The 18,436-nt window shown below is 46.5% G+C and carries 14 protein-coding genes; 2 read left to right on the forward strand and 12 right to left on the reverse strand.

What is annotated here, in order from left to right:
* Nucleotides 1-673 precede the first annotated feature (673 nt).
* A complete protein-coding gene (locus tag HUU10_15270) occupies nucleotides 674-1,267 on the forward strand; it encodes a superoxide dismutase (protein NUQ82963.1) in 594 nt (197 codons plus the stop codon).
* Nucleotides 1,268-1,324: 57 nt separating this feature from the next.
* On the opposite strand, the gene HUU10_15275 is transcribed toward HUU10_15270, so the two are convergent.
* The 12 genes from HUU10_15275 to HUU10_15330 are packed head-to-tail and all read right to left on the reverse strand — an operon-like array spanning nucleotide 1,325 to nucleotide 10,687.
* Nucleotides 1,325-2,470 (reverse strand): type II/IV secretion system protein, encoded by a 1,146-nt coding sequence (locus tag HUU10_15275; protein NUQ82964.1) that lies wholly within the window; start codon nucleotides 2,468-2,470, stop codon nucleotides 1,325-1,327.
* Between the two features lie 6 nt (nucleotides 2,471-2,476).
* On the reverse strand, nucleotides 2,477-2,944 hold the full coding sequence (locus HUU10_15280) for a prepilin peptidase (GenBank protein NUQ82965.1): 468 nt from the start codon (nucleotides 2,942-2,944) through the stop codon (nucleotides 2,477-2,479).
* Entirely contained in the window at nucleotides 2,945-3,406 is a 462-nt protein-coding gene (locus HUU10_15285) for a hypothetical protein (GenBank protein ID NUQ82966.1), read from the reverse strand.
* Nucleotides 3,403-3,924, reverse strand: a complete 522-nt coding sequence (locus tag HUU10_15290) for a hypothetical protein (protein ID NUQ82967.1) — start codon at nucleotides 3,922-3,924, stop codon at nucleotides 3,403-3,405. Before HUU10_15290 ends, HUU10_15285 begins: the two co-directional genes overlap by 4 nt.
* Nucleotides 3,921-5,027 (reverse strand): hypothetical protein, encoded by a 1,107-nt coding sequence (locus HUU10_15295; protein ID NUQ82968.1) that lies wholly within the window; start codon nucleotides 5,025-5,027, stop codon nucleotides 3,921-3,923. Before HUU10_15295 ends, HUU10_15290 begins: the two co-directional genes overlap by 4 nt.
* Entirely contained in the window at nucleotides 5,024-6,898 is a 1,875-nt protein-coding gene (locus HUU10_15300; protein ID NUQ82969.1) for a hypothetical protein, read from the reverse strand. The genes HUU10_15295 and HUU10_15300 overlap by 4 nt, the downstream gene beginning before the upstream one ends.
* A 6-nt stretch (nucleotides 6,899-6,904) precedes the next feature.
* On the reverse strand, nucleotides 6,905-7,378 hold the full coding sequence (locus HUU10_15305; protein NUQ82970.1) for a hypothetical protein: 474 nt from the start codon (nucleotides 7,376-7,378) through the stop codon (nucleotides 6,905-6,907).
* Nucleotides 7,359-7,790: a prepilin-type N-terminal cleavage/methylation domain-containing protein gene (locus HUU10_15310; GenBank protein NUQ82971.1), complete on the reverse strand. Its 432-nt coding sequence runs from the start codon at nucleotides 7,788-7,790 to the stop codon at nucleotides 7,359-7,361. Before HUU10_15310 ends, HUU10_15305 begins: the two co-directional genes overlap by 20 nt.
* Before the next feature lie 24 nt (nucleotides 7,791-7,814).
* Nucleotides 7,815-8,855, reverse strand: a complete 1,041-nt coding sequence (locus HUU10_15315) for a type II secretion system F family protein (GenBank protein ID NUQ82972.1) — start codon at nucleotides 8,853-8,855, stop codon at nucleotides 7,815-7,817.
* The gene (locus tag HUU10_15320; GenBank protein ID NUQ82973.1) at nucleotides 8,852-9,217 is read right to left on the reverse strand and encodes a hypothetical protein; all 366 of its coding nucleotides are present in this window, start codon (nucleotides 9,215-9,217) and stop codon (nucleotides 8,852-8,854) included. The genes HUU10_15315 and HUU10_15320 overlap by 4 nt, the downstream gene beginning before the upstream one ends.
* Nucleotides 9,214-9,603 (reverse strand): prepilin-type N-terminal cleavage/methylation domain-containing protein, encoded by a 390-nt coding sequence (locus HUU10_15325; GenBank protein ID NUQ82974.1) that lies wholly within the window; start codon nucleotides 9,601-9,603, stop codon nucleotides 9,214-9,216. Before HUU10_15325 ends, HUU10_15320 begins: the two co-directional genes overlap by 4 nt.
* Nucleotides 9,593-10,687 (reverse strand): hypothetical protein, encoded by a 1,095-nt coding sequence (locus HUU10_15330; GenBank protein NUQ82975.1) that lies wholly within the window; start codon nucleotides 10,685-10,687, stop codon nucleotides 9,593-9,595. The genes HUU10_15325 and HUU10_15330 overlap by 11 nt, the downstream gene beginning before the upstream one ends.
* A gap of 207 nt (nucleotides 10,688-10,894) precedes the next feature.
* On the opposite strand from HUU10_15330, the gene HUU10_15335 reads away from it, so the two are divergent.
* The coding region (locus tag HUU10_15335) for an RHS repeat protein (GenBank protein ID NUQ82976.1) at nucleotides 10,895-18,436 on the forward strand (7,542 nt) is incomplete at its 3' end.

An 18,436-nucleotide genomic window follows, 5' to 3' on the forward strand; every position in this document is an offset into this window, starting at 1 on the left:
CCGGAGAGGGAAGGGGAGAGGGTCCATTTCTTTCATTTCTGATGAGACTCTAAAATCAAAAGAATTCAGAATTCAGAATTCAGAATTCAGAATTCAGAAGACGGAATACGGAATACGGAATACGGAATACGGAATACGGAATACGGAATACGGAATACGGAATACTCAAACATGAATAACTCCCTCTCCGCCGGAGAGGGAAGGGGAGAGGGTCCATTTCTGTCATTTCTGATGAGGCTTTAAAATCAATAAAAGCACAGAATTCTTAATTCTGACTCCTGTATAAAAACCTTACGATTATCTGTTACCCAGGGTGGTCATTCAAAGCAAGCCGGCGTGCCGGTGTGAGCGATGAGTGGCCACCTTTTTTTATCCGGGTGTTGGGGGCCATTTATGGTTCGACCCACTTCGGGGACCGGTGGCACAGTCATCGAGTGGCCGGCAAAGCCGGACTTTCAGCAATTCCGCTTACGGGGATCACTCAGCCGCCCGGTTTCCCTACTCACCAATCACTTGTATTGACTGGTCCCCGATTTTACCCAAAGGCGCTTCTCCTGTCTCCTGTCTCCTGACTCCTGACTCCTGACTCCTGTATTCCGAAAGGAACTATTCCAACCCACCCGGCGTTATCAAACCATTCACACATTCAATTGATTAACCGGAGAAGACTCAAATGGCCATCACCCTGCCCGATTTACCATATGCACAGAATGCCCTTGTGCCCTACATCTCAGAAGAAACCCTCGGGTTTCATCACGGCAAGCACCACAATGCCTATGTGACCAATCTGAATAACCTGATTAAGGATACTGATCTGGATAAAGCCGATCTGGAATCCATCATTAAAACGGTGGCAGGGGATGCTTCCAAAGCGGGACATTTCAACAACGCCGCTCAGGTATGGAATCACACCTTTTACTGGAACAGCATGAAGCCAAATGGTGGCGGAAAACCGTCAGGTGATCTGCTGAAGAAAATTGAAGCCGATTTCGGGTCGTATGATGATTTCGTCAATCAGTTTAAAACCGCAGCCACCACTCAGTTCGGATCAGGTTGGGCCTGGCTGGTACTGGATGGCGGAAAACTGAAAGTGACCAAAACCGCAAATGCCGATCTGCCCATGGCACACGGTCAGAAGGCTCTGCTTACCATCGATGTGTGGGAACATGCTTACTACATCGATTTCCGGAACCGTCGTCCCGATTACATCTCGACGTTTCTCGATAAACTGGTTAACTGGGATTTCGCTGCGAAAAACCTCGGTTAATTTTCCATTTGCCTGAATGAGTGTGCGGGCGGTCCGGTTTCGGGTCGCCCGTTTTTTTTATCCCACTTCGGCCAGAATCTCTGGCAGAGTCGTCCGTCCGGCCGCCACTGCCCGGTAACCACTCTGGCGCAGCCCATCGTCCTCACGACCCTGCTGAACAGCGGAATGACCCGGCAGAAACACATCACCAATGACACGCCGGCCCCGGAATCCGGTAAACCGGCAGGAAGAACACCCGGCCGGCTTAAAAACCGACCAGCTCTCCGGTGAGGAAAAGCTTTCTCCCAATGGTTGCCGGGACAGCACCTCTTTCCCATCCGGATCGGGTTGCCGGCACTCCGGACACAAGGTTCTGACCAGACGCTGGGACACCACCAGCCGCAATGTAGCCTGAATCAGATAGGGTTCCACCCCGATATCCCGTAACCGGTCCACCGCCCCGGCCGCTGTCTGTGTGTGAAGAGTGGAAAGCACCAGATGTCCGGTCATGGCGGCGCGGATGGCAATGGTCGCCGTCTCGGCATCACGGATTTCCCCCACCATGATCACATTCGGATCCTGCCGCAGAAATGAACGGAGGGCGGCGGGAAAGGTGTACCCGATGGCTTCATGCACAGCCGACTGATTGATGCCGGCCAGTTGCCGCTCCACCGGATCTTCAATGGTCAGTATATTCCGTGATGGTTCGTTCAGAATCTGAAGGGCGGTGTACAGTGTGGTCGATTTCCCGCAGCCGGTCGGACCGGTGACGAGTATCAGACCGCTGGAATAAGAGAGCGCTTCGCGCAGAAGCGAGTCCTGTTCCTCAGAAAAACCGAGGGAGAGAAAATCAGATCCGGCAAATCCCGAATCGAGTATACGAAGCACAACTTTTTCACCATGAATCACAGGGACCACGGACACGCGGATGTCGGTTTCTCCAGAGGCCGAGGCAAACCGGATTCTCCCATCCTGGGGACGTCGTTTCTCGGCAATATCGAGGTTGGCCAGCACCTTGATCCGGGCCACAAGCGCAGCCTTCTGACCAGAAGACACCGAGTATCGTTCCTCCAGCCGGCCATCCACCCGGAACCGGATGACCAGACCGTCCGCCACTGGGTCGATGTGCACATCCGACGCCGCCTCATGAAGAGCCGTGGTGAGGAGGTGGTCGATGTGAGTGACAGCAGAATGTCTGGGATCGAGAGTTTGAATGGATGCCATGGCGGATCAGACAGGGAAAAGAGTAAAGGAAAAAAAGCCGGTGTGCACCAAAAGCAATTCAGAAATCCAGAAAACCGATATCCAGAAGGCGAAGGGAATCCGTTGGATTCCAGCCAATTTTGAATGAATGAGTCCGGCTATCGAAGAAAGCAAAACAATGGGCAGTGAATAATCAATCGGGACCACCAGGCACAACAACATAATTAACCACCAATCGGCTGCCCCGGCTGCGGCCTGCCGGTGTCTGAGGCTGACAAAGAGAACACTGATTGCAAATAGTACCACAGGGATTATATCTAATACCCAGACCCTTTCCATGTCGGCTAAAACCACCATCAGGATACCCGTAACCGTCAGCAGCAGAAGCGGAAAAACAGGTACGGTGAGAGAACGGGTATCCGAAATCAGGACCCAGATAAGGCATGAAACCATCACGGCTATCAGCCCCCAGTGAAGGATCAATGGACTTGCCATTCAGTCGGTAAACTCCCTGACAATTCTGACCTGACTGCCTTTCCGGAACTCGAGTCCGTCAGGCAAACGCCTGGTCAGTTTCCAGCCGGAGGGAAGCTGATCCCCGATTCCGATCAGAAAGGAAGTTCCGGAAGAATCAGATAAGGAAAACAAAGGAGTCGATTTGGATGTGGGTTTTATAGTACCATGAAAAGTCAGAGAGGGGAATACCACCGATACAGGTTGTGTTTGTTGAGGCTTATTGACAGTTGCTGTCACCGTACGGGTATGCGGAATCGAAAACGGGTTGACCTGATAGAGTGAATCGGGAAACCGTTGCTGATCTGCTGCCAGAACCGGTCGGTTCGCGGCGATGGTAACCATTTCTTCAGAGTCATTGAACTCAAGAAAGTCCGCAAAGATCAGGTACCAGATCCACAGCAGAGCACCTGCAAGAATGCCATTGGTTATCCAGTTTTTCATGGTGAGCCGTTCTTGCCTGCAGTTTTATCAATCGTTGCCAGAATGACCGATTCGTCCACACGGACCAGGTCACCCTGCAGTCCGTTGACCCGAATGGATTGGTGGAGGATTAGCAGAGGCTGATCCTCTGAAAGTCGCCGGAGGTCGATATAAGACCCATAAGGCATGTCATAGGTAACTGCAATAGCCGTATTGAGCACGGAAGAAGGGGTTCCCACTATCTCGGGTGTTTCCATTGAAACCAGACGTGCACCATTGGATTTCAGAAGATCAAGGTAGTAATCAGAAAGCGAGGCATGAGTGGTAAATGACACCCCGGGAAACTGATTCCGGGAAGCCCCGGATGGAACAAACGGGTCAATTCGTTGTTGCTGTTTTTCCAGATTTCCGATGGGTACGGTGAGTTGAGAATCAGCCGCAGCCAAACGGTCATTCCCATCCGCAATGGCCAACCAACAGAAAACCACCGAAATCAGCAGGATGATGACCTGCATGGGGAAGGATAGTCGTTGAATCATGGTGTTAACCGGATGACAAACCGATAAGGCATCGTTCCCGCCAGACGGCGTTCCTCTTCGGCAAACGGATTGATTTTTCTGAAATGGTCAATCACACACGGCCTGTATTGATTAACCGACCGGACGTAAGCAGTCAGACTTTGCTCATCGGTACAAAAACCGGTTATCTGATTCTGTTTCGGATCGGTTCGGTCGAGGGTAATCGATTGAATACGGATGGATGCATTCAGACCGGAATGAAAGGGAAGCCAATCAGTCAGGGGAATGCCGCTGCCGAATTGCTGATTCAACGTGCGGATGGCTTCTGCCCGACGGGCTTCATTGTCATAAGCCATGATTTTACTTCGGTTGACCAGTTCCCAATCGGTCAGCTCATCAAGCCTGGATTGTTGCATGGAAATAATCGAATGAACCACAATCAACCACAACAAGGTCAACAAACCGGGACCCAGCCACCAGGCAATGATCAGGTTGGATAAAACGTTTTTTCTGAGGGATTCACCTGATCGAAACCATTGTATCAGGACGGAAAGTCCCGGTAAAAACAAACCAGAAACCGGTTGACCCTCTCCCACATGTTCAGCAGGAACCGGGGCACCGGTTTCCCGCTCCCATAAATCCATCACCCGGTTGGTGGTCATCCAGTTCAGCCGGTCATTATGGGTTTGGTTTACCAGATCAGAGGGAAAGAGTGTTTCGTTATAAACCAGATCACCGTCATCTGAAAGTTTTGAAGCTACCAGCAAGGTGGTCGGGGTTGCCACTGCCCGTAACGGCTGTTCATCGGTGATTTCCTTCGCCAGCCCAGACCGGATCCAACCGGAAAGCGAAGCATGAATCACCCCATGCTGCTCGAACGTGGCAAACTCGGGTCCATCGATCAGCACCACCGAACCGGCTGGCAACACCCCGGCCGGAATGGCAAAAGGATCAGTTTCGCCATTGGCAGATCCGACTTCCCCGACCTCAATCTTGGTCCAGCGGCCATCCTTCTGCCGGAACAGCAGAATGGTGCCGTTTTTCTGGATAAATAAAAGGTGAACCGGATGCCCGGCTACCCACGAAAGCGACCGTCTGATCCAGAGGGAAACGTTGGTGGTCAACGACCCTCCTGCCGGGTACCTTCACCCAGAAAAACCCGGGGAGTGACGTAAATGATCAGTTCGGATTTCCGTTTGATTTTCGTGGTGTTTGAGAAGAACCGGCCAAGCCAGGGAATCTGACTCAGGTACGGAATGCCCTGCACGTTTTCAGTTTCACTTTCCTCGACCAGGCCACCCAACACGATGGTTTCTCCATCGGAGAGCCGGATGGTGGATTCAAACTCCCGTTTGCTGATGGTGGGCGGAACGTCGGGGGAAAACTGCCCGATGGGACTTTCAAACACAGGCTTGATTTCCACCGTTACTTCGCCGCTGGTCGACACCCAGGGAGTGATATCCAGTTTGATGTTGGCTGATAATTCCTTGAACTGCTGACTTTCGGTGATGATGGCACCCTGATTGTCACGGATGGGAGTGGTGGATTTGAGAATGTACCATTGCGTGGTTCCCACCAGCAGACTGGCTTTATGTCCGTTCAGCGTGGAAAGCATGGGCCGTGACCGCACTTTTGCCAATCCGGCGGTTTCCAGTGCCTGAATCCGCATATAAAAATCATCGGGAAGCCGGCCGATCCGGGTCATTCCCAGTCCATCAGCCAGCTTGGATACCCCCTTCGAGTTCAGCTTAAAATCGAGTCCCGGTAAATACTGTGACACCGAAGAGGAAGAGGTATCTCCCCGGCCGGCGGTCACGCCGGTTGCCACGCCATCCGAGGTGGAAAAGTCAACCACCAGAGCTTCGATGAGAACCTGCGGGGTCGAGTAATCGATGGATTGCAGAAACGTGCGGATGTCATCAATGTCATTCTGATTACCGGTCACCAGAATCCCGTTCTGTTCCTTAATTTCCTTGATGGTCACACTCTTCGTGAATTCGGCCGGCAGAATCTCGGGTAACTTTTCGACCTTCCGGTTTTTAAGCAGAAGCAATTGCGTCGAGATCAATGCCCGGTTGGTCTTATCTCCGATGAAGTAAATGCCCTGTTCCTTTTTCCAGGTTTGCTGGGTATTCTTCAGCACAAAGGATAAAAACTGATCGAAATCCAACCGCGAGACCGAGGCCGAAATACTGCCCTGAACATCGGAATAGTACACCACCGATTTCCCGAGCTGACTGGCTGCATCTTTGATGAGCTGATCCACCGATCCCTGTCTGACATCCAGATTGATGAGGGAGTCTTTCACCTGCAATTGAGTTCCAGAAAACCGTCTGATCGGTGTACCGGTTGTTCCCCCTGCGAGTGGCTCCAGATAGAAAACCCGGTCCTTTTCGGTGGATTTGATCTGATTGGTGAGGAAAAACAACCGGACTGCCTCGCTGAACGGCATGTCCCGGATAACACCAGACACCATCGGGGGCAAACTCTGGTCTGGGATGATATTACGCCCGGTCACTTCAATAAACCGGCGGATGAATTGGGCCGTTGGCATCGGGTCTGTTTCGATGGAAAGCAGATTTCCGCTGATCCTGATCAACGGTTCCACCGGAATCTGAACCGGTTCAACCCGTGGTTTCGGATCCAGAAACAACAGATCGCCCTTCCAGGTCATGGTCAGGTCAAACTGCCGCACCAATGTCTCAATGGCTACCAGCAACGGTTGCTGATACAAGCGCAGGCTGGTTTTGCCCGTTACCTGCATGTTCAGTTGGATGTTGGCTTTGGTCAGTTGTGACAGATTCCGGATGATGACACGGATTTCGGTCTGTTCGTAGGAAATTTCCGGAATGATCTGCCGGAAAACAGCCGGTACCGAAGAGGAGTCCGTTGGCATGCTGTACAGGGTAAGCGAACTGCTGGCAACAAGCAGAACCAGCAGCCCCACTCGTCTGGCGACAGAAAATATAAAAGAGAATATGGGTTGAATCATCATGTTTAATTACCTTAACCGGATGGTCCGGACCAGTTCAATCAGCTCTTCCCGGTTTTTCACCGATCCTGATTTGGAAATTCTCCCGATCAGTTTCTGACTGCCTGCTTCATGAAAGGAAAGCTGAATGTCAATCCGGATCGACTGATCCGGGTCAAATAAAACAGAAGAAGCGGTTTGGCGGATGAGCGCCTGAACGGTTACTGTGGGTGACGGACCCGGAACCAGGGTTGTCTTTTCACCTGAAGAGGCAATCAGAACCTGAATGGTATCCTTCAGAAACCAGGATTGGGCCAGCTCCTGCTTCAGAATGTCATCCGATTGACGGATGACCCGGTCACCTGCCTCCTCCACCGATTTTATCAGCAACACATCCTCACGCACAAGGGGGCGGGTGAAAAGCGCATCGGACGGGGACAACAGATTCCTGAACGGCGTGCAGGCAGTGAGTAGAACGAACGCGTTAATCAGCAACCACTTCATTGACCTGCCCTTTTTCGGTGACTTCCCATACATTGAAAATTCCATCATTATCAAAATCGACCAGCGAGGTGGCGCGCGCCAGATAGCCGGTTCCCGTTGCCTGAACCACTTCTACTTTATACTTGGCGTTACCACCCTGTTCAACGGTTTTTTCCTGAACAAACCCGACGGCCTCCAGATTGTCGGTGTACCGGTCATGTTCCAGTTTATACACATCCATCAGGGTCTTAACTGTTGCCAATGCAATCTGGGCTTCTTTGGTCTTGGCCTTGGTCACCAGAGGTAACAATCGCGGAAGGGCGAGCAGAACCAATACGCTCAAAATCACCATGGCCACCAGCAATTCGGTCAGAGAAAAGCCTTTCAGCCGGTGACGGGTAAGCGGACAAGGCTGGTTTTTCAGTAGTAACATGATAAAACTCCCGTACAAAACAGATCAGTTGCCAAAATTTCCCATCGCAGAGAAAAGGGGCAGATAAACCGATATCAGAATCAGGCTGATGGTCAGACCCAGAATGACAATCAGGGCCGGTTCAACCAGGGCCACCAGGACCTTCAGCCGGGTATCGGTATGTCGTTTAAAGATGACGGCGGTTTTCACCATCAGATCAGACAGTTCCGCCGTCTCCTCACCCACCAGAATCATCTGTCTGATGAGCGGAGATACCATGGAGGAACTTCCCATGCTATCCGACAGGTTGCGTCCCGATTCCACCCCGGTGATCAGCGGTTTCAGTTGCGCACGCCAGATGGGATCGGCTGTGTGCTGAACAATCAGATTCAGTGATTTCAGAAGCGGGATCCCCGAACGGGTCAGTAGCGCCAGACTGACACAAAACTCATAATTCCGGATCATCAGCACGGTGTCACCGATAACCGGCAGCCGGTACAGCAAACCGGTCAGGTATGGCAGCAACACACGGCTGGCCGACCGGCGGGTCATCAACAGAAACCCAACCAATGCAGTGACCAGAAGTATGAAAACCGGATTGGTTAACCAGCGGTTCAGATTTAAGACAAAAGCCGTTATCCATGGCAATTCTGCACCCATCGACCGGTACACATCGGCAAATGAAGGCACAATAAACAGAATCATGACAAAGATAACCACCACCGCAACCAGAAGCACCACCAGCGGATAGGTGGTGGCCTGGATCAGGCGGGACCGGAATTCAGTCTGCTCTTCCATGGTGCTGGCAATCTGCTGAAAACTCTCGCCAAGCTGGCCGGTATGCTCGCCGATATCGATCAGTTGAAGGAACAACGGATCGGTAACCAATCCGCCCGATTGAAGCGACACCCGGATGGACCGGCCCGATTGCAGATTCCGCAAGGTGGTCTGAAGGATCTTTTTGACGGGTTTCGATTTTTCCACCCGTGCCAGCGCCTGCAGAATCTGGTTTAACGTGAGACCACTGGCCAGCATGACCGACAGTTGTGCGTACAATTCGGCCTGTTTATTCAAAGACAGTTTCATGGTGTGGCTCCGGTGAGAGAGGACGCATTGGCAGTGATGCTCAAACGATGATACAGAGAATCACTCAGCCTGAGAAGGGTATCTCCATCGGCCTGCAGGAAATACCACGTACCGTCCCGATCGGTCACCACCAGCCGCGCTTCGCTTTGTGCACGTGCCAGAGATTCCCGTGCTTTCAATTCCCCGAATGGCTGCACCCAGGTCGATTGCAACACCGAAAAACGGGTCCAGCCGGTGCCGAGCAAATGAAGAACCAGAAGCACAATGACCGAGGCCGCAATCATGGATACCAACACCTCCTGCAACGTGAATCCGTTAAAATGGCCCTGAGTGTTTTCACGGTATGAATTATGCTGGTTCATGGCGTAGGGTTGCCTGTTAGAGAAGGATGGGCGACTGCCGGTTCCGGAACCCAAAGCCGGATGGCCGGTAGTCCCGGCCTGAACCAAAAGGAAGCAGGTTCGGTCTGTTTTACCTGAATGGAATATCCGCCGGGACGTTTATCTGTGCGGATATCGAACATCAGGCCATGGCGTCGGGCAACAGACAGTCCTTCGGTGGGATGTACTCGTAGCGAATCGAGCACCACCACCCAGTCTTTCACGGTATCCGATCGGGTGAAACTGGCAGAAGCTCGTGACTGAAATTGCAGGGTGGTGTAAACCCCCAGGGTGACAATGGATAGGATGGTGAGACTCACCAACACCTCAATGAGTGAATAACCCGGCAAGGTTGCCTTACCACACATACCGGTTACCCTTCACCTGCCAGGGAATCCGGAAAGGTTTACCGGACCGGCTCCCCGGCTGAATGGACACATTGACCAGATACCCCGAATAAATGGTAGGGGGGCGGTATACCTGCAGGTCCCTGCAAACCAACCGGCCGGTCACCGAGTAGCCTTCACCCTGTACGACACCGGCCACCAGCACATCGCCAACGAGCTGAACATCCTTGTCGATTTTGACCCAGGCCGTGGGTTGGGTTCGGGGGTAGATGACCAGATCGGCCTCCAGACGGGTTTGTGAATCAATCAGAACCGTATCGGCCTGAAGATAAAAAAGGCCTGCCACAAAATGACCTCGTCTGAACCGGGTGGTTCCTTCGAGAACGACCTGTTGCATGGGACCTGCTTTAAACGGCTTCAGGTCATGATACGCCGCCACACCATGAACGAGAGAAGCGTTGTCTTTGCCCGATGGTGGTGAAAACAGGCGGGAACGGGGATGGTTTGGTGGTACTCTCTCCGTAACTGGCAGACCAGACGAATCGGGAAATACTTTGTCTGAACGGATCACCTGACCGGAATGAAATCCGGCCGGACCGGTATCGCGCCAATTAAGCGGGCGGAATTGAAGGCTACCATCCGCAAAGACGATGTCTCCTTTCACCCGGCTGCCTTCCGATAAAATCAGACCGTTTTTTGCCTGACTGATGACCAGAACCGTGCTGTGACCGGGGTCAATGGACCCTGATATCAGATAGACCGGATCTGTGCGACCGGCGGGATCGCTCAGCCCGACCTCGAGACGGTAAAAGAAACCCCACGGCATCCCCTGAATAGAACGGGTCACCGGCCAGTCGGCAACATCTGTGAGGAGCGTTTCCTGCCGGAAACCCTTTTCCGGGAAGGAACCTGCCGAAACCAGACTATCCCGGAACCCGACCAATAACTGATCCCGGTGAACGGCATGCACCCACTGAGCCCACGCCCGGCGTTGCTGACCCCACATCATTAGACTGGCAGTGCTGAGCAGAGAAAGAATCAGCAGCACCATCAGAACGAGGACCAGGGAGTAGGCGGGGAGTTGGAGAGGTTGTTTTGAAATCATGAGAGTGAATCAGGTAGTTAAGTAACGCAGCAGAAAAGAAGCATATTAAGACAATATGATATTTTTATTTTTATAAATATTAGTAATTATTCATTGTGTATATATTAAATGTTGATTTATAAGATTGCAAGCCCTTCCATTTACAAATATATTTGTGATTAGTTAGATATTCATAATACTTTGTTTAAATCTAAGTTAGAGGTTATTGTGAAAGGCTGCACCACCAATACTACATTTTATCCCCTGGTATCGAATTGCACCTATATCCTGTGTTTGGTAATAGCATTACATCTTATTACCATTTGTACGGTACGTGCCCAGGAAATAGGACCTTCAAAACAAAATGAAGTAAATCTGAATGATAGGTTTGGTAGCAATACAACTGATATGGTAAACCTTGCAACCGGGCAGGTTGAGTTTTCCGTTCCTTTGTATTCTATCTCAAAAGGGTCAGCTGCTTTTAGCTTGAATTTGTATTATTCATCTACTGCCGTTGCAAACGATTTGAGAAATAATAAAAATTATAATTCAGGTGTAATCGGTGTAGATTGGCAGTTGACAGAGTCATATTTTTTCCGTGAACACAACAATACGATAAACCTATTTGATGATAAATTCTATTTAAGTCACAATGGGCAAATAATAGAATTGTTGATTATTGATCATGACGAGAACAATAAGACGATTTCGTTTAACACAGAGTTGGCGCGACCTGAAAAAATTACATATTTCTATTCTGTCTCAGATGAAAGATGGGAAATATTATCCACTACCGGAATTATAAGCATTTTTGGAGGGTTCAAGAATTACGAATCCAATGGTTACAATAAACAATCAGATGGCAATTCAATCGCATGGGATGTTGCAGTTCTGGACCACATTTTACCATCGAATATCGTTTACGATTCGAATGGCGAAAGAATCCAGAGTCAGTTGGCTTGCAGATGGTATTTGTCAAAGATCGCAGATGAATTCTCAAATGAGATTAAGTTGGAATATATGCCAATAGAGAGACCATTTGGAGGAACTGGCGGGAATAAAGTTACGAAAGACCTAATGCTGAAAAAGGTTTACGACCAGATTGGGAATCAAATTGAGTTGAATTATGGTAGTAAGGATTCCTTGGAATATTTTTTCGAGGATAATGGTAGCATAGAGACGACTTCATTTTTAAACGAATTTGGATCAACCAAGTTTCTGTCTACCGTTAAGTATTTTGACTATAAACAAAACAAATTATTCGAAACAAATTTGGCCTACGAAACATTGCTGTATGGTCTTTTTAAAAGAAGATTCCTGCGTTCAATTGAAACAATAAAAATCGATAATCGATCTACGCCTAAACTTCTATTTGAATATAGCCCACTGGGAACAAGTCATGCAAAAATGATAAAAATGACAAATGGGTATGGTGAAATTAAAACCATTTCATATACTGACTTTTTATTAAGCACTGAATACAATCTGAACACAAAACATTGGATTTCAATCGGTTGGGCTCAAACACTGAATGATGTCGGTAATGGAATAGTATATTCAAAGCTGGAAGATACGGATGTTACAGGAAATCCATTACAAGCAGGGGGCAAAGTATATGTCGGGTTTTTGCGTTGGGAAAATACTGGTTGGCAGAATTATTCTGTTAGGCAAGATGATCGGCTTGACGGGATTATAAAATATTCCCATCCAATAGAAAAAGATACTTTGAATTATTCAGTATATGGTTCTCCAAAGTATATAGCCGTATTAAAAAATACTCGACACTGGAGTATTGGTAAGCAACTGTATTTATATACGATACCTGATACTGTCGGCAACAATAATGAACTAAATCTGACAAAATTCAATTTTGAAGTTGGTAATCTAAATTGGGGAAGTGGTAATACAAATGGAGGAAGTGTAAACGGCAATAACCTTTTACAAGTAGTTACAGGGGAAGATTGGATTGCCATATATGGTGAGCAATCCGGGAAGTTGTTTCTTTTTAGGATGACCGAAACGGGATGGGAAAAGACTGAGGCCACTCAAAGGAATGATTGGATACAACATACACAAGCAACAAACTGGACAAATAATTATAAAACAGTTATCAAAACAAGAAATGGATTTGGAATCTATGAAACTAAGCCAGGGTTAACACAATTAAATCATGAAAGAGATAGAATATTTTATTATTCACTTAGCGATTCAAGAGATAGTTGGCGCCAAGACTGGTCTTACTCTATATTAAATGCAACACCTAATGACAATTTGGAGTATTCTGTTAAACTAACAGAGTCACAATCTGTTTTTAGTATCGGGTCTGATCGAATTCATTTATTTTTAGATAAGAACAACGTGTTGGCACAAAAATCAGTCAGTTTTGATCAGATAGAGGGTTTATACAATAACCAGGCGTTTTCAGTCCAATTTGACTCTATCAATGCGACATATTATAGGAAACATTATTTATTCAACGGATTAGAATGGAAGCATATTGGAAATCAGGACACTGGATATGTAGACATGACAAAGGCGACTCCTAATTCATTTTATTGGAGATACAATGGCCCAGTTAGTGGATATTTATATGATTTGCGAAATCAACAACATGTCAGTAAAACATACAATCAGATTAACACGCTAAATGATGGGGGCGTGTTTTTAAATGACTATTACTTGGTGAATAACAAGTATTACAATCTGTATAAAGGTATATTTATCGGCAATTTATCAATTAATCTATCGAGCTCAGTTAATAATTGGAATCGCCCTAATCTTTCAACGAATGATGTTATTGCCTACAATTATGACAATAGTGGGTTTTTAAATTGGTCTACAGGTGCTTCCGGGCTAAAAGTACAGTTCTATTCTGATTATTATAGTGGAAGTTCTACATATTATTCTGGTACACCAGGCGGTGGATTCGCTGTTGAGTTTATTGGTGATTTTGGCACGGTAAATACATTGAAGGAATCCTTTCCAGGTGAAAGTATTCGTCGTCTTAATCCCGGTGAACATTTTAGTCACAACTTATTGATTTCTTCAGAAAACCATCTCATTAACTTTAGAAAAAGAGTAAACAATACATTTCAATCAGTGATTTCCACAGTAGTTTCTTCAGTCATTACTAGTAGTGGAAATGGGAATTATACAACAACATTTTCATATGTTGGAAATGAACTTAAAAAGGCTGGTTTCAATCTTTCAGATAAGACTCCAATCTTCAACAAGACTCTTGTACGAAAGGGCTCTAGTAATGGCTATTCTGTCTATTATCATTTTACCGGTCATCATGAGGATGCTGCAATTTTGGGTTCATCCAATGGATATAATTATCAGGTATACTCGTCTAAATTAGCTGGATTAATGTTCAGGCAACAGATTTACAACAATAGTGATGAGTTAGTATCTGAGACAGATTATTATTATCATGTGAATAAATTGCCTGGTTATGCAAATAAAACGTTGTATTTTCCTGTTCTGATGGAGGCGCGTCAAAAAAATGGTCTCTTGAATTCGAAAGAAAAGTACGAGTACGAGATATCGGCCAATGGTGTTTTGTTATTGCGCAGGTCTGCAACTGTCAAAGATGATGGTAATGGAAATATCCTGAGAAATGAGATTAAGTATAGCTATCCAACTATTTCTACTTCCCTAACCTTGAATCAGATAAATTTGGCAATTCAAACAACAACAAAATATAATAATAATTATACATCGTCCGTTGCAAGCTCTTTCAGGCTTAATAATGGATTTATGATCCCCGAGCGAACCTATCAAATGATAAATCAAACTTCTGTTCCTCCAAATTTTAACAATTGGATGTCGGGTACACCAGATCCGAATCTTTGGCAAGAAGTCTCCTCCATCATTAAATATACAGCCAAGGGTCAACCAGAAATTAGTAAGGATATCGATGGTAAGTACCATTCCATACAATATCGTCTTCCTGATTATGTACCGATTGCCACTTTTAGCAATTCAACAAGATTAATGCCAATACAAGGATCGCCACATGTTGGAGCGGATGCATCCTATTTAGGCTTTGAATCAGGGGTTCAAAGTTCAAGAGATGAGACAAACGATTTTTGGGATTTGTACCAACCGGGTCTCAATGATCTTGTGTCCCCGGGCAGTACCGGTAAGTACGCTGTCAGGGTTAATAAAAAGCAAACTACCGCTGTTTATGGTCCCACAAAGGATTTTCTCCCATCAGATCAGTATGGTAGGTATTTGGTGTCATGCTGGGTGAAGACAGATGCTGGTTTTTCAACGGGAAATACATGGTTAAAGATACATGCGAAACAAAACTCTGAAAACAATTCAATTTATCCTGCGGGTGCGATCAGTTCAGTCATTGTACCTGCAACAAATGGTCAATGGAAATATATAAGTGCCATTCTTGACCTTGGAACGGTTCGAAGCGGAAATACTGAGACCTTAAGAATCCGGACTTTTATAGAAAATCAAAATGTTTCTTACCCGGTTTATGTGGACGATATAAGATTCAATCCTGTTCAATCAGTTTCTGCTGTAACAGTCATGGATTCTGTTTACAATTACCCCATCGCAAGCATCGGGAACAATGACGAAATTGTACGGTACTATTACAATACCTCAAATGAATTGATTGCGACCGAAGGGATGGATGGAATAGTAAGGCATTTTTCAGTTCCATACTTCTCCAGAAATGGATCGCTAACTGATTCATACAACAGTTCTGACCCAAATACAGTTTTAGCAGCAAACATAATTGATGGAGGTAAGTTTTATTCCTTTAATTATAACCACACAGACTGGACTCTATCTGGGCTTTCAAGAGTCAATGGTTCAATTCAGGACCAAACGATTGCTAACATTGGGACCCTTACATACTCATTGGGCACACAAGCTGATATTGGAATTCGATTCGAATTAGCCCACCTGTCCGGTTCTGAGAACTACTCATTAAAAATGGGTCAATTCACGATTGTTAAGTCTGGAAATCAATGGTGCTTATATTCTTCAGGTGCACAACCTGTGATCTCAACGGTGACAGAAGGGCGCGCAGTCACTGAATGGGTCGGTTTTATTTTAAAAAATAAGTTACTTTTTTATGCAGATGGGAAGTTAATTTTCACCTATGTAAATAGTAACCAGATTTCCGGTTCAATTCAAATAGAAAGTGGCGGTGTTGGCACCTGCAAAATCGATAATGTCCTTATTATGAAAAAGCCAGTACTATCCATGAGCTATCTGAATGCAAGCGGCCAAGTGATTCAAAGTCAGGTGCTTAATGACAATGATCTGATTGTCTCTGGACCGGTTTATGACGAAATAGGCAGACCATATGTTCAACCAAAGCCAGTTAAATATGATAATTCACTCTTTGGATTGCGGTCTGGTTACGTGACCTCATTTAATGGAACAACCATAGCTGGTGATGTGGTGTCACAAAATCCACAGGATGGTGGATACCCTTATACAAGAGTTCAGTTTGAAAGTAGTCCGCTAAGTCGGGTCATTAAAACAGGGCTGGCAGGCTCTGACTTTAACCTATACCGGTCTGAACGGCCTCAATCAATATATTCAGAAAATGTTATTCATGGTATAACAGATGGGAATGATCGCAAGAATTTCCTTTTATCTTCGGTTTTCAAACCGGACGACGGTATATACTCCACAACTATTCATGATCAACTAGGTCGGAAGCTTTTTGACCGTGTTGGGCCGAGTACCATTAGTAGCAAAATTGCAACAGTCAGATCTTCAAATCCCACACAGTCATTTTTTGTTAATACGAATCAAACAGTCTCCTATTCAGTTTCATTCTCGACTTCACAAAGTATGGATGAAGGGACTATGAGAAAAGCAACATTCAGGGTCGGAACGTCGCCAGGCGCTGAAGATGTCTTGAAAATCACTTATCAGTTTCCAGGCTCCTATCCTACAACTGCAAACGGTACTTTTCTTGCGCAACCTGGTATCAATTATTATCTGTCCTATGATAATAATTTTACAACTGATGGTCTGAAAATATCTGTTATCGGGTCAGTAACCTACACGGGCGAGGACTACCGGACAACCAAATATGAGTATGATGAGTTTGGACGGTTATCAAAACTGTTTTCTCCAAATTATTTCAATCTTCCGAGACCAGATGCTAATCCAAATGATTATGTCACATCAATTGCTTATGATAACCGTGGTCGAATCGTGCAAAAAACATCTGCCGACGAAGGGTATGTTAAAATATTACAGGACAATGCGGGCCGGATACGGTTTAAACTCACAAAAAGTGGTGATAAGGCAGCCAATGATGAAATAATGTATTTCAAATATGATGACTTGAACCGACTTATTGAAGAAGGAGTTATCACTACAACAGATTGGACCGGGGTTTCTGCCTATGTCGAAAATAAAAGCTGGCCTGCCACCCCTTCTACCTGGCGGGTAAAATCTGAGTATGATTTCATATGGAATGGTACCGGTTATGTCCCCGGCAAGCGTGGTTTATTGTATAGAAGATTGGTCAACAAGGATGCAGATAATACGTTCGATGTTGAAGAGTCCTATGTTTATGATGCTTTGAATAGACTTACATCGAAAAAAGTAAAGGTGGCCAGGTATTCAACAAACACTTATACGACAACCTTTACCTATGATGGTATGAGCCGGTTGACAAGGATATCCTACCCAGGTGGCCATATTGTAGATTATGCATATGATCATCTGAATCGTGTAAAAACGGTGGGTATTCCAACAGATGCAGATTATTATGCAGACTACACATATGATCCCGTCACCGGTCGGTTGCAAAATGAAAAATTGGCAAATGGGGGTACCCAGAAAATTACCACCTATTCTTATAACTCCCCCGGTTGGTTGACAAGCATCAGCAATCCCCTTTTTACTGAAACGGCATCATTTACAACAGGTCGTTTTGGTGACAATGCAGGTTACTTTGATGGAAAAATTTCCAAATTATCCTATTCATACAATTTTACATCAAATCCCCGCAATTATGATGTTCGTATGAAGTATGATTCCTTTGGACAGTTGGTCACGGCTGACTATCAGACAACAAATGGGACCGACCCGACTGTGGATAATGGTGATTTTGGAGTGCCGGTTAATCAGCCAACCGTCTTTGATTTTCACGGTAACTTTTTGCAAGTCACAAAAAGTACCAGCCAGTTTGTTAGCATTTATGGCAGTGGAAATCAATTAGCCAGTTTGGATAATCAAAATACCTCTGAAGAAACTTCTCTCACATATAATCCGGATGGGGCCATTACAAACAAAACAATAACACCGTTAAGTGGCCCGGCGGTTTCGATGGAGTTTTCCTTTGATTACTACACATCCCGTGTACTCAGTGGGCAGAAAAAAGTATCGGGTACTACACAGTACACAGTCAATCTTACCTATGATTCTGAAGGTTTTCGGGCATTGAAAGAGGTCCAAACCGGCTCTACCACCGACTACCTACTTTCCCTGACGGCCCCGGGTGGTTCCCGGCTGGAAGAGCGAAAACGTATCAATTCGGGGACCGAATCCGTTAAATCGTATATTTACGGTGCAACGGGTCTCCTTGCCATTCGCAGCAGCAGTGTGGACTACTTTGTGATTAAGGACCGCCTCAACTCCACCCGGATTGTCTTTAAAGGAACCGATGGAACGGTGGTGAGCCGGTTCGATTATGCCCCGTACGGCGAGGTGATCCGGTCGTTGGAAAGCGGTGATCTGGTGTCGTTTACCTATACAGGACAGGAAATGGATAAACAC

It is taken from the genome of Bacteroidota bacterium, assembly GCA_013360915.1.
GTDB lineage: Bacteria > Bacteroidota > JABWAT01 > JABWAT01 > JABWAT01 > JABWAT01.

What these genes read in the sequence shown, in the direction of transcription:
- HUU10_15270 (NUQ82963.1), top strand. Translation starts at nt 674, where the DNA reads ATGGCCATCACCCTGCCCGATTTACCATATGCACAGAATGCCCTTGTG.
- HUU10_15275 (NUQ82964.1), bottom strand. Translation starts at nt 2,470, where the DNA reads ATGGCATCCATTCAAACTCTCGATCCCAGACATTCTGCTGTCACTCAC.
- HUU10_15280 (NUQ82965.1), bottom strand. Translation starts at nt 2,944, where the DNA reads ATGGCAAGTCCATTGATCCTTCACTGGGGGCTGATAGCCGTGATGGTT.
- HUU10_15285 (NUQ82966.1), bottom strand. Translation starts at nt 3,406, where the DNA reads ATGAAAAACTGGATAACCAATGGCATTCTTGCAGGTGCTCTGCTGTGG.
- HUU10_15290 (NUQ82967.1), bottom strand. Translation starts at nt 3,924, where the DNA reads ATGATTCAACGACTATCCTTCCCCATGCAGGTCATCATCCTGCTGATT.
- HUU10_15300 (NUQ82969.1), bottom strand. Translation starts at nt 6,898, where the DNA reads ATGATGATTCAACCCATATTCTCTTTTATATTTTCTGTCGCCAGACGA.
- HUU10_15305 (NUQ82970.1), bottom strand. Translation starts at nt 7,378, where the DNA reads ATGAAGTGGTTGCTGATTAACGCGTTCGTTCTACTCACTGCCTGCACG.
- HUU10_15310 (NUQ82971.1), bottom strand. Translation starts at nt 7,790, where the DNA reads ATGTTACTACTGAAAAACCAGCCTTGTCCGCTTACCCGTCACCGGCTG.
- HUU10_15315 (NUQ82972.1), bottom strand. Translation starts at nt 8,855, where the DNA reads ATGAAACTGTCTTTGAATAAACAGGCCGAATTGTACGCACAACTGTCG.
- HUU10_15320 (NUQ82973.1), bottom strand. Translation starts at nt 9,217, where the DNA reads ATGAACCAGCATAATTCATACCGTGAAAACACTCAGGGCCATTTTAAC.
- HUU10_15325 (NUQ82974.1), bottom strand. Translation starts at nt 9,603, where the DNA reads ATGTGTGGTAAGGCAACCTTGCCGGGTTATTCACTCATTGAGGTGTTG.
- HUU10_15330 (NUQ82975.1), bottom strand. Translation starts at nt 10,687, where the DNA reads ATGATTTCAAAACAACCTCTCCAACTCCCCGCCTACTCCCTGGTCCTC.